The organism is Rhodococcus sp. IEGM1339 (assembly GCF_050321925.1).
Taxonomy (GTDB): Bacteria; Actinomycetota; Actinomycetes; order Mycobacteriales; family Mycobacteriaceae; genus Rhodococcus; species Rhodococcus pyridinivorans.
On record NZ_JBNQFT010000024.1, the window covers coordinates 65,782 to 81,633 of the forward strand.

At 66.2% G+C, this 15,852-nt stretch carries 18 protein-coding genes; 13 read left to right on the top strand and 5 right to left on the bottom strand.

Annotation, left to right across the window (positions count from 1 at the left end):
• Positions 1-104 precede the first annotated feature (104 nt).
• The 6 genes from ACQR3U_RS19305 (at position 105) to ACQR3U_RS19330 (ending at position 5,016) form a co-directional block, all read left to right on the top strand.
• The gene (locus ACQR3U_RS19305; protein ID WP_230811156.1) at positions 105-1,364 is read left to right on the top strand and encodes a serine hydrolase domain-containing protein; all 1,260 of its coding nucleotides are present in this window, start codon (positions 105-107) and stop codon (positions 1,362-1,364) included.
• Between the two features lie 92 nt (positions 1,365-1,456).
• Positions 1,457-1,681, top strand: coding sequence for a dodecin (locus ACQR3U_RS19310; protein ID WP_006553682.1), 225 nt, complete (start codon positions 1,457-1,459; stop codon positions 1,679-1,681).
• A gap of 125 nt (positions 1,682-1,806) precedes the next feature.
• The gene (locus ACQR3U_RS19315) at positions 1,807-3,483 is read left to right on the top strand and encodes an FAD-dependent oxidoreductase (protein ID WP_230811155.1); all 1,677 of its coding nucleotides are present in this window, start codon (positions 1,807-1,809) and stop codon (positions 3,481-3,483) included.
• Between the two features lie 28 nt (positions 3,484-3,511).
• Complete coding sequence (locus ACQR3U_RS19320; RefSeq protein WP_006553680.1) at positions 3,512-3,775, top strand: hypothetical protein; 264 nt, start codon at positions 3,512-3,514, stop codon at positions 3,773-3,775.
• Entirely contained in the window at positions 3,730-3,999 is a 270-nt protein-coding gene (locus ACQR3U_RS19325; RefSeq protein WP_230811154.1) for a hypothetical protein, read from the top strand. The genes ACQR3U_RS19320 and ACQR3U_RS19325 overlap by 46 nt, the downstream gene beginning before the upstream one ends.
• 48 nt (positions 4,000-4,047) lie before the next feature.
• Positions 4,048-5,016 carry an MsnO8 family LLM class oxidoreductase gene (locus tag ACQR3U_RS19330; RefSeq protein ID WP_230811153.1) on the top strand — a complete coding sequence of 323 codons (969 nt, stop codon included), beginning with the start codon at positions 4,048-4,050 and terminating at the stop codon, positions 5,014-5,016.
• 26 nt (positions 5,017-5,042) lie between these two features.
• Here ACQR3U_RS19330 and ACQR3U_RS19335 read toward each other — a convergent pair whose 3' ends face one another.
• The gene (locus tag ACQR3U_RS19335) at positions 5,043-5,480 is read right to left on the bottom strand and encodes a PaaI family thioesterase (RefSeq protein ID WP_019290802.1); all 438 of its coding nucleotides are present in this window, start codon (positions 5,478-5,480) and stop codon (positions 5,043-5,045) included.
• A gap of 57 nt (positions 5,481-5,537) precedes the next feature.
• Complete coding sequence (locus ACQR3U_RS19340; protein WP_230811152.1) at positions 5,538-6,875, bottom strand: wax ester/triacylglycerol synthase domain-containing protein; 1,338 nt, start codon at positions 6,873-6,875, stop codon at positions 5,538-5,540.
• 142 nt (positions 6,876-7,017) lie between these two features.
• Between ACQR3U_RS19340 and ACQR3U_RS19345 the strand changes: the two genes are divergently transcribed.
• From ACQR3U_RS19345 to ACQR3U_RS19370, 6 genes are all read left to right on the top strand, one after another.
• Positions 7,018-7,647 carry a hypothetical protein gene (locus ACQR3U_RS19345; RefSeq protein WP_230811151.1) on the top strand — a complete coding sequence of 210 codons (630 nt, stop codon included), beginning with the start codon at positions 7,018-7,020 and terminating at the stop codon, positions 7,645-7,647.
• A gap of 210 nt (positions 7,648-7,857) precedes the next feature.
• Complete coding sequence (locus ACQR3U_RS19350; RefSeq protein WP_006553674.1) at positions 7,858-8,799, top strand: L,D-transpeptidase; 942 nt, start codon at positions 7,858-7,860, stop codon at positions 8,797-8,799.
• 115 nt (positions 8,800-8,914) lie between these two features.
• Positions 8,915-9,841 (top strand): carbohydrate ABC transporter permease, encoded by a 927-nt coding sequence (locus ACQR3U_RS19355; RefSeq protein WP_019290805.1) that lies wholly within the window; start codon positions 8,915-8,917, stop codon positions 9,839-9,841.
• Positions 9,838-10,731: a carbohydrate ABC transporter permease gene (locus tag ACQR3U_RS19360; protein WP_006553672.1), complete on the top strand. Its 894-nt coding sequence runs from the start codon at positions 9,838-9,840 to the stop codon at positions 10,729-10,731. Before ACQR3U_RS19355 ends, ACQR3U_RS19360 begins: the two co-directional genes overlap by 4 nt.
• Positions 10,732-10,749: 18 nt before the next feature.
• Entirely contained in the window at positions 10,750-12,084 is a 1,335-nt protein-coding gene (locus ACQR3U_RS19365) for an ABC transporter substrate-binding protein (protein WP_269065936.1), read from the top strand.
• Between the two features lie 11 nt (positions 12,085-12,095).
• Positions 12,096-13,208 carry an ABC transporter ATP-binding protein gene (locus ACQR3U_RS19370; RefSeq protein WP_006553670.1) on the top strand — a complete coding sequence of 371 codons (1,113 nt, stop codon included), beginning with the start codon at positions 12,096-12,098 and terminating at the stop codon, positions 13,206-13,208.
• Here the strand turns inward: ACQR3U_RS19370 and ACQR3U_RS19375 are convergent.
• Genes ACQR3U_RS19375 through ACQR3U_RS19385 form a run of 3 tightly spaced genes read right to left on the bottom strand, consistent with a single transcriptional unit; the run spans position 13,174 to position 14,799 of the window.
• Positions 13,174-13,662, bottom strand: a complete 489-nt coding sequence (locus ACQR3U_RS19375; RefSeq protein WP_024102123.1) for an SRPBCC family protein — start codon at positions 13,660-13,662, stop codon at positions 13,174-13,176. The genes ACQR3U_RS19370 and ACQR3U_RS19375 overlap by 35 nt on opposite strands.
• 3 nt (positions 13,663-13,665) lie before the next feature.
• Positions 13,666-14,007: an ArsR/SmtB family transcription factor gene (locus ACQR3U_RS19380; RefSeq protein ID WP_006553668.1), complete on the bottom strand. Its 342-nt coding sequence runs from the start codon at positions 14,005-14,007 to the stop codon at positions 13,666-13,668.
• A 30-nt stretch (positions 14,008-14,037) separates the two neighbouring features.
• Entirely contained in the window at positions 14,038-14,799 is a 762-nt protein-coding gene (locus ACQR3U_RS19385) for a DeoR/GlpR family DNA-binding transcription regulator (RefSeq protein ID WP_019290809.1), read from the bottom strand.
• Between the two features lie 206 nt (positions 14,800-15,005).
• Between ACQR3U_RS19385 and fgd the strand changes: the two genes are divergently transcribed.
• Positions 15,006-15,852, top strand: an 847-nt coding sequence (fgd, locus tag ACQR3U_RS19390; protein ID WP_428692131.1) for a glucose-6-phosphate dehydrogenase (coenzyme-F420), incomplete at its 3' end; no start/stop codon positions are given.

Below are 15,852 nucleotides of genomic sequence, written 5' to 3' on the forward strand. Positions count from 1 at the left end.
TCGGCGCGTCTCGCCGGGATCCTCGACAGACAGACTGTACGTAAACCCTTCCTTTACGTTCCGTGTCGTCGTAGCCTGTCGCACATGCCGATGGAGGTGTCGCGATGACGACCGGAGCAGTCTTCGAACCTGCCGGGGCGACAGCGTCGTTCGCACCGGTGCACGTCCCGGGGCGGATCGACGCCCGGCCGGGCCCGGCGGCGCCGACCGAGATGGTCGTCGATGCGCGATTCCTGCGGCTGGCCGACGCGTTCTTCTCGCTGTACAAGCGGCCCCGGGACGGCGGCGGCGCACTCACCGCCTATCTCCACGGTGAGAAGGTCCTCGACATCTGGTCCGGCTGGTCGGCCCCCGACAAGCGGTGGAGCCGCGACACCATGGCGTTGTCGTTCTCGACCGGCAAGGGCGTGGCGTCGACCGTCGTGCACCGTCTGGCCGAGCGCGGAGTGATCGACTACTTCGCGACCGTTGCGCAGTACTGGCCGGAGTTCGCCGCGAACGGCAAAGATGACATCACCGTCGCGGACGTCATGACCCACCGATCCGGCCTGCACCGGGTGCGCGGTCTGGTTCCGGGGACGCGCGGGATCCTCGACTACGAGACGACCGTCGCGGCGCTCGAGCAGGCGGCACCGGATCGACGGCGGCGACGCGGCTCGGGCTACCACGCCGTCACCTACGGATGGCTCGTCGCCGAACTCGTGCAGCGGGTGACCGGTCTGCCCTTCGTGGAGGTCGTGGAGCAGGAGATCGCCCGGCCCCTCGGCGATCCCGATTTCTGGTACCGCGTGCCTCACGACGAACGGGGCCGTATCGCGAAGCTCTTCCCGCGGCTCGCCCCGGTCGGCCTGCACTGGGGTGCGAGCGCCGCGGTCCTGTCGCGACTCGAACCGACCCGCGGTCTCGCCGAGGCCGCGATGCCCGACGGCTTCGACAGGCTCGTCGGCGACCCGGCCGTGCACGACTCGGTGATGCCGGGCTGGAACGGTGTGTTCACCGCCCGCTCGCTCGCGCGTATGTACGGGGCGATAGCCGCCGGCGGGACGATCGACGGCGTGAAGTTCCTCGACGCCACCACGATCGACGAGATGTCGCGCGTGCGGGTGCGCAGCCGGGACTACGTGCTCGGTGTGCCGATGGCGTGGCGGCTCGGCTACCACCAGCCCATCTTCGCGAGCATCCAGCGTCCGCGTGGTGCGCTCGGGCACTACGGAGTGGGTGGCTCGGGGGCGTACGCCGATCTCGACACCGGTCTGTCGCTCGCCTTCGTCACCAACCGGCTGGGTGCCGGCGCGATCCCGCTCGGGGACCTGCGTCTGGCGCGGCTGGGCGAACTCGCCCGGTCGCTCGCGCGTCGTGCCTGAATCTTTCTGTCATTTTCGTGGTTCCGGGGACGGGGGTCCCTCGAGGGCGGGACGATCCGAATCGGAGCATCGTCGATTCGAGGAGTTCAGCCATGAGCCATGTGTACCGGGTGATCGAGGTCGTCGGATCGTCGACGACGGGAGTCGACGACGCGATCGCGAAAGCGGTGGCGCGAGCAGCGGAGACCACGCGGCATCTCGAGTGGTTCGAGACGGTCAACATCCGGGGCCACATCGACGACGGCCGGGTGGCCCACACGCAGGTCACTCTCAAGATCGGTTTCCGCATCGAATCGAGCGCCGAAACGGACATCTGAGGCACCTCGACAGCCGGAAATTCGATGATATGGTTTTGAGAACGTGGTTCTCGACCGAAACTGGAACGTGTACTAGTCTGAGGCTCGTTCGTTGTCCGGAATCGGCACTGTAGGCAGGTACAACTGTGGCTTATGTAATCACCCAGGCGTGCTGCAACGACGCCTCGTGTGTCGAGGTCTGCCCGGTCAACTGCATCCACCCGACACCCGACGAAGCACCCTTCGCGACCACGGAGATGCTCTACATCGATCCCGACACGTGCATCGACTGCGGGGCCTGTGTCGACGAGTGCCCGGTCGACGCGATCGCCGCCGACAACGAACTGACCCCGGCGCAGGAGCCGTATCTCGAGATCAACGCCGAGTACTACCGGCGGTACCCGATCGGGCCGGACTGGCCCGAGCTGCGCACGCGCCGCAAGCTGCCCGCCGAGCTGGGCACCCTGCGGGTGGCGATCGTCGGCTCGGGTCCTGCGGCGTGCTATGCCGCGATGGATCTGGTGACGCACTCGGCGGTGCAGGTCGACATCTTCGACCGCCTGCCCACCCCCTACGGGCTCGTGCGTGCCGGTGTGGCCCCCGATCATCAGAGCACCAAGGGAGTCGGCGACCTCTTCCGCAGCGCCATCGGCCACAAGAACACCCAGTGCTATTTCAACGTCGAGGTCGGCACCCACATCACCCACGAGGAACTGCTCGCGCACCATCACGCCGTGATCTACGCCGTCGGTGCCGCAGGCGACCGCACGCTGGGCATCCCGGGAGAGGACCTCGTGGGCAGCCGCGCCGCGACCGAGTTCGTCGCCTGGTACAACGGACACCCTGATTTCGCCGACCACACCTTCGATCTGTCGGCCGAACGCGCGGTGATCATCGGCAACGGCAACGTCGCCCTGGACGTCGCGCGAGCCCTGGTGATGGACCCCGACGAGCTCGCGCGCACCGACATCGCCGAGCACGCGCTCGAGGCGCTGCGGAAGTCGAACATCCGCGAGGTCGTGGTCGTGGGCCGGCGCGGCCCGGCGCAGGCCGCCTACACCAACCCGGAGCTGCTCGCGCTCGGCTCGCTGCCCGGTGTCGATGTGGTCGTCGACCCGGTCGAGGTCGAACTCGACCCGGTCAGCCGCGCGCTGATCGACGATCCGGAGGTCGAACCCCGCCTGACGCTCAAGGTGCGGCAGGTCGAGGGCTTCGCGCAGCGCACTCCCACCGAGGGCAACAAGCGGGTCGTGCTGCGCTATCTCGCCTCGCCGGTGGAGATCTCCGGCGACGGTGTTGTCGAATCGATCACCCTCGAGCGCAACGAACTGGTCGAGGTCGACGGCCGTCTCGAGGCCCGCCCGACCGGACAGACCGAAATCCTCGAGGCGGGATTGGTGCTGCGTTCGATCGGTTACCGCGGCACCGCGCCGGCCGGTCTGCCCTTCGACGAGCGGCGCGGAGTCATCCCGAACGAGGGCGGCCGGGTGATCGACGCCGAGGCCGGAGCACCGGTGCCCGGTGTCTACACCGCCGGTTGGATCAAGCGTGGTCCCAGCGGCGTGATCGGCACCAACAAGCAGTGCTCTGCCGAAACGGTCGAGAAGATCCTCGACGATTTCGTCGAGGGCAAGCTGCCCGAGCCGGTCGCCGATCGGGAGAAGCTGGCGGCGCTGGTGGCCGAGCGGCGTCCGGAGCACATCGATTACCGGGGCTGGCTGCAGATCGACAAGCAGGAGAAGGCCCTCGGATCGGCGGCGGGACGCTCGCGCCTGAAGTTCGTCTCGATCGAGGAGATGCTCGCAGCGTCGCGGATCGAGTAATCCCGTCCGGTGGCGGGAACCCGGACCCATGGCTCAGCACTCCCACCCGGCAGTCGCTGCGTCGGGACGATGGATCGATACCGACGGGATCCGCTACCCGTCCGGCGACACCCACGCATGGACGCCCGGCACCAATCAGACCCTGTGCGGGGTGCCGCTCTCCCGTGCCCGACTCGACCGCTTTCCGCACGTGCCGTGGAGCGACGCGCTGTACCTGGCGGAGCTGGGTGAACACGGAGTCGTCCCGTGTCGTCGCTGCACGGCGGCCACCCGCAACGACCGGCCGCGGTGACAGGGGCGATCGGTACCGGGCGCGTACTCGCCGAGATGGCGATCCGAGCGGGTGATGCCCGCGACCAGGTCGTCGCGGTCGGAGACGCGATCGCCGATCTCCTGCTGTACCTCGCCGATGCACACGGTGTCGCCGCGGCGCAGAAGGCCTCGGAGCACGGGCAACTCCACTTCCACGGGGACTGGATCGCAGCCGGACGCGCTTGGGGTCCCGAAGATCCCTGACCTGCAGGGAAGATCCGGGACGGTCGCGGTGTTGAGACGACCGTGCAGGTGGCGTTGTCGTTGCTGGACCGCTCCCGGACCCGGGAGGGGCAGCCGGACGCTGCCGCATTGCAGCAGACCCTGCGTCGCGCCGAACTCGCCGAGGCGGCCGGCTACCACCGCTTCTGGGTGGCCGAGCACCACGCCGTCCCAGGCATCGCGTCGGGAGCTCCACCGCTGCTCATCAGCACGATCGCGGACCGGACGAGCCGGATCCGGGTGGGATCCGGCGGCGTCATGCTGCCCAACCATCAACCGATCGTCGTCGCCGAACAGTTCGCGATGCTCGAAGCGATGCACCCCGGACGGATCGATCTGGGTGTCGGTCGTTCCCTCGGATTCACCGCGCCTGTGCGCGATGCGCTGCGGACCCACAAGGCCGACGCGGACGACTTCGCCGCCGACATCGAGGAACTGCGCGGTTATCTGCACGGCACCGCCGAAGTGACGGTGCGTCCTCGACTGTCCGAGCCGCCTCCGATCTTCGTCCTCGGCACCGGGCAGGGTATGCGGCTGGCGGCGCGTCTGGGCCTGCCCGTCGTCGTCGCCGGACCGCTTCTGCGGCAGGGATCGGAACCGTTCGACCGTTATCGCGCCGACTTCCGCCCGGCCACACCCGGCGCTGAGCCCTATGTTGTCGTCGGCCTGGACATCCTCATCGCCGACACCGAAGCCGAGGCTCGGGAGCTGCAGCTTCCGGAGGCCTGGGCGATGGCCGTCTCACCCGAAGAGGGGGCGTTCCCGCCGCTGTCCCCGATCGAGGAGATCCGCCGGCAGCCGATGACCGAGCGGCGCCGCCGCATCGTCGACGAGACCGCGAAGGGTTCGCTGGCCGGCACCGAGGATCAGGTGGCCGAAGGGCTCGAAAAACTGCTCGTCTCCACCGGGGCGAACGAGGTGCTCAGCTCCGCATCCACTTTCGACACCGACGCCCTGTACGACTCCGATGCGCGACTGGCGAGGATCTTCGGTCTCTGAACGGAGGGTGGAACAGATTGTCCCGCTCAACGATTCAGATCGATCAGGCGAGCACTGCCCTGCGCCGCCGCACACATCTTCTCCGTCCCGTCCTCGGTGACGGCGTAGATCTCGCAACGACACAGTGCCTGCCTGCGACTGGTGCTGACTATCGTGGCGACCGCGCGTAGGAGTACGCCCCCGGCGGGCCGCAGGTAGTCGAGGCTCATGCCGGTCGTCACGATCGACGGCCCGAGGGCCGTGCCTGCGGCGAACGTGAGCGCATTGTCGGCCGCGTAGGCCAGAACACCTCCGTGCGCGAAGCCGAACTGCTGGAGCAGTTCCTCCCTGAGCGGTATTTCCAGGACTGCCCGGCCGCGCTCGTACTCGGTCAGACGGGCTCCGATCAGGACACTGAACGGTTGCGATGCCAACACCTTCCGGGCATCGGCGAGGGTACGGATCTCGGCGATCTCCTCCGACATGCACAGCAAGGTACTCCGCTCCTCGGTTCCCGACCGCCACATCGGAGCGGCCGGCAGTCACTGTGCGGAGGCGACGATCGAGCGGAACTGTTCGCGCAGGGCCTCCGTGAGGTCACGGTGTTCGGGGACGAGATCGGGGTCGACGACGACCGCCACGGTCAGCGTGCCGGCATAGGACAGGGCCGCGAAAGCGACCGCGACGTTGCCCGTGGTGACGATCATCGGCACCATCGACGCGACAGGCACTCCGGCAACGGTGAGCGTCGACGACGGTCCCGGCAGGTCGGACAGGAACGAGTTGACCCGGCGCTGCCGGTCCACGAACCGGCGGAACGCCCCGACGGCCGCAAGGGCGCGGAAGACCGGACCCAGTAGTTCGGCAGACAGGCCCCGCACGTTCGCCTTCTGCAGTCGGGTCGTGCGGGAGACGGATACCGACCGGTGCTCCGGGGTCCCGTCCAGCGGTACCCGGACGGGCATGACGCCGACGCGATTGCCCAGTTGCCCACCCGTGGCAGCGGTGCGGGCGGAGATCGGCACCGAGATCATCAGCTCGGACGGGAACTCGCCGCGCTTGTGCAGGATGGTGGCGAGGGCGCCCCCGACGGCGACCAGCAGCACATCGTTGATCGTTGCGTCCCACTGCCGTCCCGCCCGACGGAGCGTGTCCAGATCCACCTCGACGGTCTCGAGCGCCAGACGAGACCCGATGGGCGCGTTCAACGAACACCGCGGGGCACGTCCGCCGGCGCCCCTCCCGAGTTCTGTCCATGCTGCAGGAAGACGTGCGACGGCTCGCGGTGCGCGGCGGAGCGCCCGCAAGTGACCGATTGCATTGTCGTAGAACAACTCTCGTCTGGTTGGTTGCGTTGAAGCGCGCTGTTCGGGCATGGGCGGTGTGCTGTCCGTGCCGTCGACGAGATGCGCCAGGATCGACAGACCACCGATCCCGTCGGCCAGGACGTGGTGCAGCACCATCACCAACGCCGTGTGCCCGTTCGGGTCCGCGATGTCGGTGACGAGCAGCGCGCGCCACAACGGCTGCGATCGGGGCAGCGGCCGGGTAAGGGCGTCCGCGGCGAGCGTCAGTGCGGCGTCCCTGTCGCGGGGACCGGGGCACCGCACCTGGGAGAAGTGGGCATCGATGTCGAAGTGGGCGTCGTCGAGCCAGTAGGGACGCCCGAGTCCGAAGGCCGGCTCGATCAGGCATTGCCGCAGGCGTCGAATCCGGACGAGGCGTTCGGCGAGCACGCTCATCAGTGTCGTGGGGTTCGTCAGGTTCTCACCGGCGAAGAAGATCGCAGCACCGACATTCATGGGTACCCGTCCCACGTCCGAGACGAGTTCGATCAGGTCTCCGGGACCGATGCGGTCGATGCCGTTCGAGGCCGCCACCCTTCGAGGATGACAGACGCACGCTGTCCGTCTATTGCCTACGGCCGAGTAGGGGAGCAGTGTGAACACGGGTGGTTTCGGGTGGGGGGGGTCGCGCCGAAACGACCGGCGACGCCGCGTCGGCGCCGCCCTGAGGAGAGGGGTGCCGATCGTGTTTGCACGCTCCACCACAATTCATGCGTATCCGTCGTACATCGACGCCGGGATCAAGCACGTACGCGACATCGTGATGCCTGCCCTGGCGGACATGAACGGTTGCCTGGGGCTGTCCCTGCTGATCGACCGCGGCTCGGGCCGATGCATCGCCACCAGCTCCTGGCGGGACGAGGACGTGTTGCGCTCCAGCGAAGGCATGGCCCGCATGCTCCGGGACGAGGCGGCCCGGATGTTCCATGCCACCACGGACGTGGCCAACTGGGAGATCGCCGTCATGCACCGCGATCACCACTCGACCCGTGGGTCCTGCTGCAGTGTCACCTGGGTCGACATCGATCCCGTGCAGGTGGATCGCGGTGTGGACATGTGGAAGATGGCCGCGCTGCCGCGGATGGAGGAACTCGAGGGTTTCTGCAGCGCCAGCCTGATGCTCGACCGTGCCGGTGGTCGCGGGGTGACCTCGTTGACGTTCGACAGTGCCGAGGCGATGGACCGCACCAGAGCACATGTCGACGACATCCGCTCCGAGGTGACTCGGGCAGCAGGCGCCAGGGTGCTCGATACCGGTGAGTTCGAGCTCGTCATCGCCCACCTCGACGTCCCGGAAACGGTGTGACCGCGGTCTGCGGCGCGGGTGATATCCGTTCACCCGCGCCGTGGCCGTCCGCATTCGTAATAGACCACTCGGTCCGCTGAACTGGGAAAACGCCGAGACCGTCCGCATTCGAATTGCCCGTCCGTAACCGTCCTGTGTCTAATGAACGGGTACGAGCACGCCGCGCAGGGGAAGTAGGGCGCGGCGCACCGCTGAACGATGGGTTGTGGAATGTTCGAAAAGCGAGCTTTGTCGAACGGTCGCCGCACGGGCCGCCGATCTGCGCGGATCGGTGCTGCACTCGTGGGCGCAGCCGCCGTGGCACTGGCCACCGCCGGTCCTGCGAGCGCGGCACCGCTGTGGCCCGGTGGGCCCGAGGTGCCGAGTGTCCAAGAGCTGATCGAAGGGCTCACGCCGCCCGGGGTGACGCCGCCGCAGCTTCCGCCCCAGCTCGCTCCCGAGCCGGCCGCCCCGTTCTCCGCTCCGTCCGTCAACCCGTCGAACGGGGAGACGGTGGGTGTCGCGCAGCCGATCATCATCCGCTTCAACGAGGCCGTCGGAGATCGTGCAGCCGCCGAACGCGCCATCCGCATCACCACGCAGCCGCCCGTCGACGGGCACTTCTACTGGGCGTCGAACACGCAGGTCCGCTGGAAGCCGTTCGAGTTCTGGCCCGCGAACACCGCGGTGACCGTGAAGGCCGGCGACACTCAGTCGTCGTTCACCATCGGTGACGCTCTGGTGACGGTCGCCGACAACAACACCAAGACCATCACCGTCACCCGTAACGGCGAGGTCGTCCGCACCATGCCGACGTCCTTCGGCAAGCCCGGCCACGACACCCCGAACGGCACGTACATCGTCGGTGAGAAGTACCGCGACATGTACATGGACTCGTCGACCTACGGGGTGCCCGTCGACAGCCCCGAGGGATATCGCACCTACGTCGAGTACGCGACGCGGATGTCAAACAGCGGCATCTTCCTCCACGCCGCACCGTGGTCGGTCGGCGCGCAGGGCAACACCAACGTCAGCCACGGTTGCCTCAACGTGAGCACCGAGGACGGCAAGTGGTTCTACGAGAACGCCAAGAAGGGCGATCCGGTGATCGTGCAGAACACGGCCGGTGGAACCCTCAACGGCTGGGACGGTCTCGGCGACTGGAATCTCTGACACCGACGCACATCTCCGACGCCCCCTGCTTCCGGTTCGTAACGTTCGTCCGGAATAGCAGGGGGCGTCGCCCTTTCGTAACCCATGGTTCGTTCTGTCGGCACACACTGCTCCGGTGTCACCGAGTCCGGAACGAACCCTGCCGCAACACGAACGCGGCCTCCGCCACCGCCCGTGGCGCGATTACGCGCTCTTCGCGGCATTGGTCGGGCCCAATCTCGCGCTGTTGATCCTGTTCACCTACCGGCCTCTCGCCGACAACATCCGGCTCTCCTTCTTCGAGTGGAACATCGCGAGCCCGAACTCGACCTTCGTCGGACTCGCCAACTACCGAGAATGGTTCACGCGTCCCGACAGTTGGGAAATCGTCGGCAACACCATCGTGTTCACCGTGGCGACCGTTGCCGGTTCGATGGCACTGGGACTCGGGCTCGCACTGCTTCTGGACCGTAGGCTCCACGGACGCAATCTCGTCCGGTCGGCGCTGTTCGCACCGTTCGTCATCTCCGGTGCGGCCGTCGGAATCGCCTTCCAGTTCGTCTTCGATCCGAACTTCGGTCTGGTGCAGGACGTCCTGACCCGGGTGGGACTTCCGACGCCGGACTTCTACCAGGACTCCAACTGGGCGTTGGTGATGGTGACCCTGACGTACATGTGGAAGAACCTCGGCTACACCTTCGTCATCTATCTCGCTGCACTGCAGGGACTCCGGCCCGAGTTGAGCGAAGCCGCCGCCATCGACGGTGCCTCCCGGGGGACGACCTTCCGGCGCGTCGTCCTTCCGCAATTGCGGCCCACCACCTACTTCCTGTCGATCACCGTGCTGCTCAATTCGTTCCAGGTCTTCGACATCATCAACGTCATGACTCGTGGGGGTCCGTTGGGGACCGGCACGACCACGATGGTCTACCAGATCTACGACGAGTCGTTCCGCAACTTCCGTGCCGGCTACGGCGCCACCGTTGCCACCATCATGTTCCTGGTACTGCTCGCGGTGACCGTTTATCAGGTGCGCATCATGGACCGAGGAGGTCACTCGTGACCGCTGTCGCGGAGAAGTCTGTCGTGCACCTGGTCGCACCCGCGGACGAAACGCGTTCGCACCGAAGACGAGAGCGCGCCGTCACGGCTTTGGCCTATGTCGCCATGGTGCTCGTGCTGCTGGTGGTGGCTCTGCCCTTGTACTGGATTGTCGTGACATCGTTCAAGGAGCGGCCCGACATCTACACGCTGCCGGTGACCTGGTGGCCGAGCGTCTTCCATCCGCAGAACTACACGGAGGCAACCGAATCTGTGCCGTTCGGGTTGTTCCTGCGCAACTCGATCGTCATCACGACGATACTGGCGACGGTGAAGTTCGTCCTCGGAGTGTTCAGTGCGTTCGGTCTCGTGTTCCTGCGGTTCCCCGGCAAGAATATCGTCTTCCTCGGCATCATCGCCGCGCTGATGGTGCCGAACCAGATCACCGTCATCTCCAATTATGCGCTCGTCGCGGACTGGGGTTGGCGCAACACCTTCCAGGGCATCATCGTGCCGTTGGCAGGCGTGGCCTTCGGAACGTTCCTCATGCGCAACCATTTCCTGTCCATTCCGGCCGAGATCATCGAAGCCGCACGGATGGACGGAGCGGGCCCGTTCCGGCTGCTGTGGCGCGTGGTCCTCCCCGTATCCGGCCCGACCATGGTCGCGTTCGCGCTCATCACCGTCGTGAACGAGTGGAACGAGTATCTATGGCCGTTCCTGATGGCCGACGACGCATCCGTTGCGCCGTTACCGATCGGGCTGACACAACTCCAGAACAACGACGGTGTCACGAACTGGGGTCCGGTCATGGCCGGCACCGTGCTCGCGATGCTGCCGATTCTCGTGATTTTCCTTGTGCTGCAAAAGCACATGATCAAGGGCCTCACCTCCGGTGCGGTCAAGGGCTGAATCCTCAGGGAGCTGGGAATGGACATCAGGAACATCGACAGGCGTCGTTTCCTCGGGCTGACCGGTCTCGTGGCTGCGAGCGCTGCGCTGACCGCATGTGCAGGGACGGGCGGTGGCTCGTCCCAGACTTCGGGAACGGGATCGGCATCCGGCGATGCATCGCGGATCAGCTTCTGGTCCAACCACCCCGGCAAATCCCAGGACGTGGAGAAGGAGCTGATCCGGCGGTTCCAGGACGCGAACCCGGGCATCACGGTCGATCTCATCGACGGTGGCAAGAACTACGAGGAGGTCTCACAGAAGTTCAACGCCGCGCTCTCCGGCGGCGACCTGCCCGACGTGGTCGTGCTGTCGGACGTGTGGTGGTTCAACTATGCGATCACCGGTGCGATCACCCCGCTCGACGATCTGTTCCGCGAGGTGGGAGTGGACACCGGCGACTACGTCGATTCCCTGCTCGCGGACTATCTCTACGAGGGGAGTCACTTCGCTCTTCCGTACGCGCGGTCGACTCCGCTGTTCTACTACAACAAGCAGGTGTGGCAGCAGGCCGGACTTCCCGATCGCGGACCCGACACCTGGGAGGAGTTCGACGAGTGGGGTCCCCGCATCCAGGGGGTGGTCGGCGACGGCAGGCTCGCGCACGGCTGGGGCAACGCCAAGGATTACCTCGGATGGACCTTCGAGGGCCCGATCTGGACCTTCGGTGGTGCCTATTCCGACGGATGGGACCTGAAGTTCACCGACGAGAAGACGATTGCGGCAGGTGAATTCCTGAAGCGCATGATCCACGACAAGAAGTACGCCGCGGTGACGACCGATATCGCGAACGATTTCTCCGCCGGTCTCATCGCCTCCACGATCGCGTCCACGGGAGACCTGTCGGGTATCACGCAGAACGCGTCCTTCGAATTCGGGACGGCCTTCCTGCCGGCTCCCGAAGGCGTCGCGGGATGCCCCACCGGTGGTGCGGGTCTGGCGATTCCGTCCGGTATCTCCGACGAACGCAAGCGCAATGCCCTGAAGTTCGTCGAGTTCGTCACCAACGGCGACAACACCGCGTACTTCTCACAGAACATCGGTTACATGCCGGTCCGGAAGTCCGCGGTGGACAACCCCGCCATGAAGGAGTACCTCGAGGACAACCCCAACGCACGGACCGCGGTCGACCAGCTGGCCGTCACGCGCTCCCAGGACTACGCCCGGGTGTTCGTCCCCGGTGGCGATCAGATCATCGGGACCGGCCTGGAACGGATCGCACTGCAGAACGCCGACGTCGCAACGACCTTCGCCGACGTGCAGCAGCAGCTGCAGGCGGTCGTCGACAGGCAGATCACCCCCAACCTGAAGTAGAAGGAACACCATTGGCTGCCATCGCCTTCCGCAACGTCACCCATCGGTATCCCGGTGCCGATCGTCCTGCCGTGGACCGACTGGACCTCGACATCGAGGACGGGGAATTCCTCGTCCTCGTCGGGCCCTCGGGATGCGGCAAGTCGACGAGCCTGCGCATGCTCGCCGGTCTCGAGGCGGTCGACTCCGGGCGCGTGGAGATCGGTGGTCGTGACGTCACAGGACTGCCACCGAAGGCCCGTGACGTCGCGATGGTTTTCCAGAACTATGCGCTCTACCCGAACATGACCGTGGCGGAGAACATGGCCTTCGCTCTGCAGAACGCGGGGATGAAGAAGGACGAGCGCACGGCCCGAGTGCTCGAAGCCGCCCGGATGCTCGAACTGGAATCACTGCTGGACCGCAAGCCCGGAAAGCTGTCGGGTGGTCAGCGTCAGCGTGTCGCGATGGGGCGCGCGATCGTCCGTCACCCGGCAGTGTTCTGCATGGACGAGCCGCTTTCGAATCTCGATGCGAAACTGCGGGTCAGCACCCGCGCGCAGATCGCCGAGTTGCAGCGGTCGCTCGGCACCACCACCGTGTACGTGACCCACGACCAGGTCGAGGCGATGACGATGGGAGATCGTGTCGCCGTCCTGGAGAACGGCCGCCTTCAGCAGGTCGCGTCGCCTCGGAAGTTGTACGACGAGCCGGTGAACACCTTCGTCGCCGGGTTCGTGGGGTCGCCGGGGATGAACCTCGTCGAGGCAGCTGTACACGACGGGTACGCCGAACTCGGAGCGCTGCGAATCCGCGTTCCGCGTTCGGTGGATTCCGATCGCGTGGTGATCGGGGTCCGTCCGGAATCGTGGACGACCGTGGGGGCGTGGCGATCCGACTCCTGGTCGCTACGGACGGTCCTGGTCGAGGAACTCGGTGCCGAGTCGTTCGTGTACGCGGTGCCGAAGGACACCGTGGACGGAGATGCCGACAGGATCGTCGTCCGGTGGGATCGGCATGTGCCCGTCTCGTCGGGTTCCGAGATCCACGTGATCCCGAAACCCGACGAGGTGTACTTCTTCTCCGCACGGACCGGGGTTCGGCTCGGTGCTACTGCTCCGCTACCAATGCGTCGATCTGGTTGATGGCGGACGAGGCGCCCTCGACCACGCCCATGTCCAGAACCTGCTGGAGCGCTTCGGCGCTCTCGTAGGTGCTGACATAGGTTGCGCGCGTGCCGCCCTCGAACTCCTCGAAACTGTAGACGCACCGTGAGACGGGTAGTTCCGGTTTCGGGGTGAAGTCCGGCTCCGCGAAGCCGTCCAGGAACGAGAAGCCCGTCGGTTCGTCGACGGTCGTGATATCCCAGTAGCCGGCGTACTTCTCACCATCGGGGCCGGTCATGAAGTAGGTGGTACGGGTGCCGGGCTTCAGATTGTGGTCGACCACCGTCGCGGGGAAGGTCGGGGGTCCCCAGATCTTCTCCAGCTGACGGGGATCGGCGTAGACCTGCCAGATGCGGGACACCGGGGCGGCGAACTCCGCGGTGATGGTCAGGGTCGGCTGGTCGGAGTCGTGCCGGACGTCGGTTACAGGCATTTCTCAGCCTTCCTCGGAGGATTCGGATGCGATGAGTTCGTCGATGCGCGCGATGCGACCGCGCCAGAGCTGCTCCATCTCGGTGAGCATGGACGCCACCGACCGCACTGCCGCCACGTCACCACTGGCCAACTGCTCGCGACCGCTGCGTCGCTTCACGAGCAGACCGGCCTTCTCCAGCACGGCGACGTGTTTCTGTACTGCGGCGAAGGACATGTCGTAGTTCGCTGCGAGAGCGGACACCGAGTGCTCCCCCGCCAGGACGCGTCGCATGATGTCTCGTCGGGTCCGGTCGGAGAGCGCGTGGAACAGGGCATCGGCCCGGTCCTCGTCGTCTCCGCTCACATCCCAAATGTACAACCGAATGATTGTATGTCAAGAGTTCGAAGCGATCACGAGTCGGTCGCCGTAGGCTGCCCGCTTCTCCTCGTCGAGGCCGCCGTCGGTGACGATGCACGAGACCTCGTCGAGGCTCGCGACCCGGGCGAGCGCGCGCTCTCCGAACTTCGAACGATCCGCCACGACGATCGTCTTCTCGGCCGACCGTATCATCGCCCGCTTGATCGGGATCTCCAGCGTGTTGGTGTTGGTGATGCCGGCGGTGGGGTGCACGGCGTCGGCACCGAGGAACGCCCAGTCGGCCGAGTAGTCCGAGAGGAACTGCACGGCATGGTCGCCGACCAGGGTGTAGACCGAGCCGAGGAGCTCGCCTCCGGACACGAGAAGCCGGACATCGGGAAATGCCGCAACGTATTTCGCGATACGCAGGTCATTGGTGAGGACCGTCAGTGACGCCTTGTGTCGCAGTGCGACCGCTACCTCGTAGGTTGTGGATCCACTGTCGAGCACCACGCTGTCGCCGTCGGACACCATGGCGGCCGCTACCGCCGCGATCGCCACCTTCTCCTCACGGCGTACGTCCTTCTCGAGGGCGTACGGCACCTCGAGGCCCGCGCCCTCGACCGCTCGGGCGCCCCCGTGCGTGCGCTCGACCTTCCCTTCACGGGCGAGCGAATCGAGGTCGCGACGGATCGTGGACGCGTCGACGCCGAGATCGGCCGAGAGGGTCTTCGCATCGACATATCCGTCGGCGAGGATTCGGTGGAAGATTTCACGTCGCCGTGCGGTCGCTGACACGATTGCTCCTAGGGCTCTGGGCACTCGAATTTCTGGGTACTCGGACGCCGTGGTCGGGGGTCGGTGCACGACCATAACGCACGGGCGACACACCTTTGCGTGGATATTGACACTGTCTGCGCTCAGTGTGCATGATTTCGTGCAGGATTTGCGCGATAGTGCGTGATCGTTTCGCTGGCACCACGTTGTTCGGAGGTTGCACGGTAATGCTGAAGTTGGGATACAAGGCGTCGGCAGAGCAGTTCGGGCCGCGCGAGCTGGTGGAGTTGGGTGTGTTGGCCGAGGCGCACGGGATGGATTCGGCGACGGTGTCGGATCATTTCCAGCCGTGGCGGCACAACGGTGGGCATGCGCCGTTCTCGTTGGCGTGGATGACCGCCGTGGGGGAGCGCACCGAAAGGTTGCAGCTGGGCACGAGTGTGCTCACGCCGACGTTCCGGTACAACCCGGCGGTGATCGCGCAGGCCTTCGCGACGATGGGGTGTCTGTATCCGGGACGGATCTTCCTCGGGGTCGGCACCGGCGAAGCACTCAACGAGATCGCCACCGGCTACGCCGGCCAGTGGCCGGAGTTCAAGGAACGCTTCGCCCGGCTGCGCGAATCGGTGCGGTTGATGCGTGAGCTGTGGCGCGGAGACCGGGTCGATTTCGAGGGCGAGTACTACACCACCAAGGGGGCGTCGATCTACGACGTGCCCGAAGGCGGCATCCCGGTCTACGTCGCCGCCGGTGGCCCGGTCGTGGCTCGCTATGCCGGACGCGCGGGGGACGGGTTCATCTGCACCTCGGGTAAGGGCATGGAACTCTACACCGACAAGCTGTTGCCGGCCGTCGCCGAGGGGGCGGAGAAGGCGGAGCGGGATGCGGCGGGGATCGACAGAATGATCGAGATCAAGATCTCGTACGACACCGATCCGGACACGGCGTTGGAGAACACCCGCTTCTGGGCGCCGCTGTCGCTCACGCCGGAGCAGAAGCATTCGATCGATGATCCGATGGAGATGGAGGCGGCGGCGGATGCGTTGCCGATCGAGCAGGTCGCCAAGCGGTGGA

Excerpts from the sequence above, each read along its gene's own strand:
- ACQR3U_RS19375 (WP_024102123.1), bottom strand. The coding sequence starts at position 13,662 with ATGCCTGTAACCGACGTCCGGCACGACTCCGACCAGCCGACCCTGACC.
- ACQR3U_RS19335 (WP_019290802.1), bottom strand. The coding sequence starts at position 5,480 with ATGTCGGAGGAGATCGCCGAGATCCGTACCCTCGCCGATGCCCGGAAG.
- ACQR3U_RS19320 (WP_006553680.1), top strand. The coding sequence starts at position 3,512 with ATGGCTCAGCACTCCCACCCGGCAGTCGCTGCGTCGGGACGATGGATC.
- ACQR3U_RS19310 (WP_006553682.1), top strand. The coding sequence starts at position 1,457 with ATGAGCCATGTGTACCGGGTGATCGAGGTCGTCGGATCGTCGACGACG.
- ACQR3U_RS19305 (WP_230811156.1), top strand. The coding sequence starts at position 105 with ATGACGACCGGAGCAGTCTTCGAACCTGCCGGGGCGACAGCGTCGTTC.
- ACQR3U_RS19350 (WP_006553674.1), top strand. The coding sequence starts at position 7,858 with ATGTTCGAAAAGCGAGCTTTGTCGAACGGTCGCCGCACGGGCCGCCGA.
- ACQR3U_RS19365 (WP_269065936.1), top strand. The coding sequence starts at position 10,750 with ATGGACATCAGGAACATCGACAGGCGTCGTTTCCTCGGGCTGACCGGT.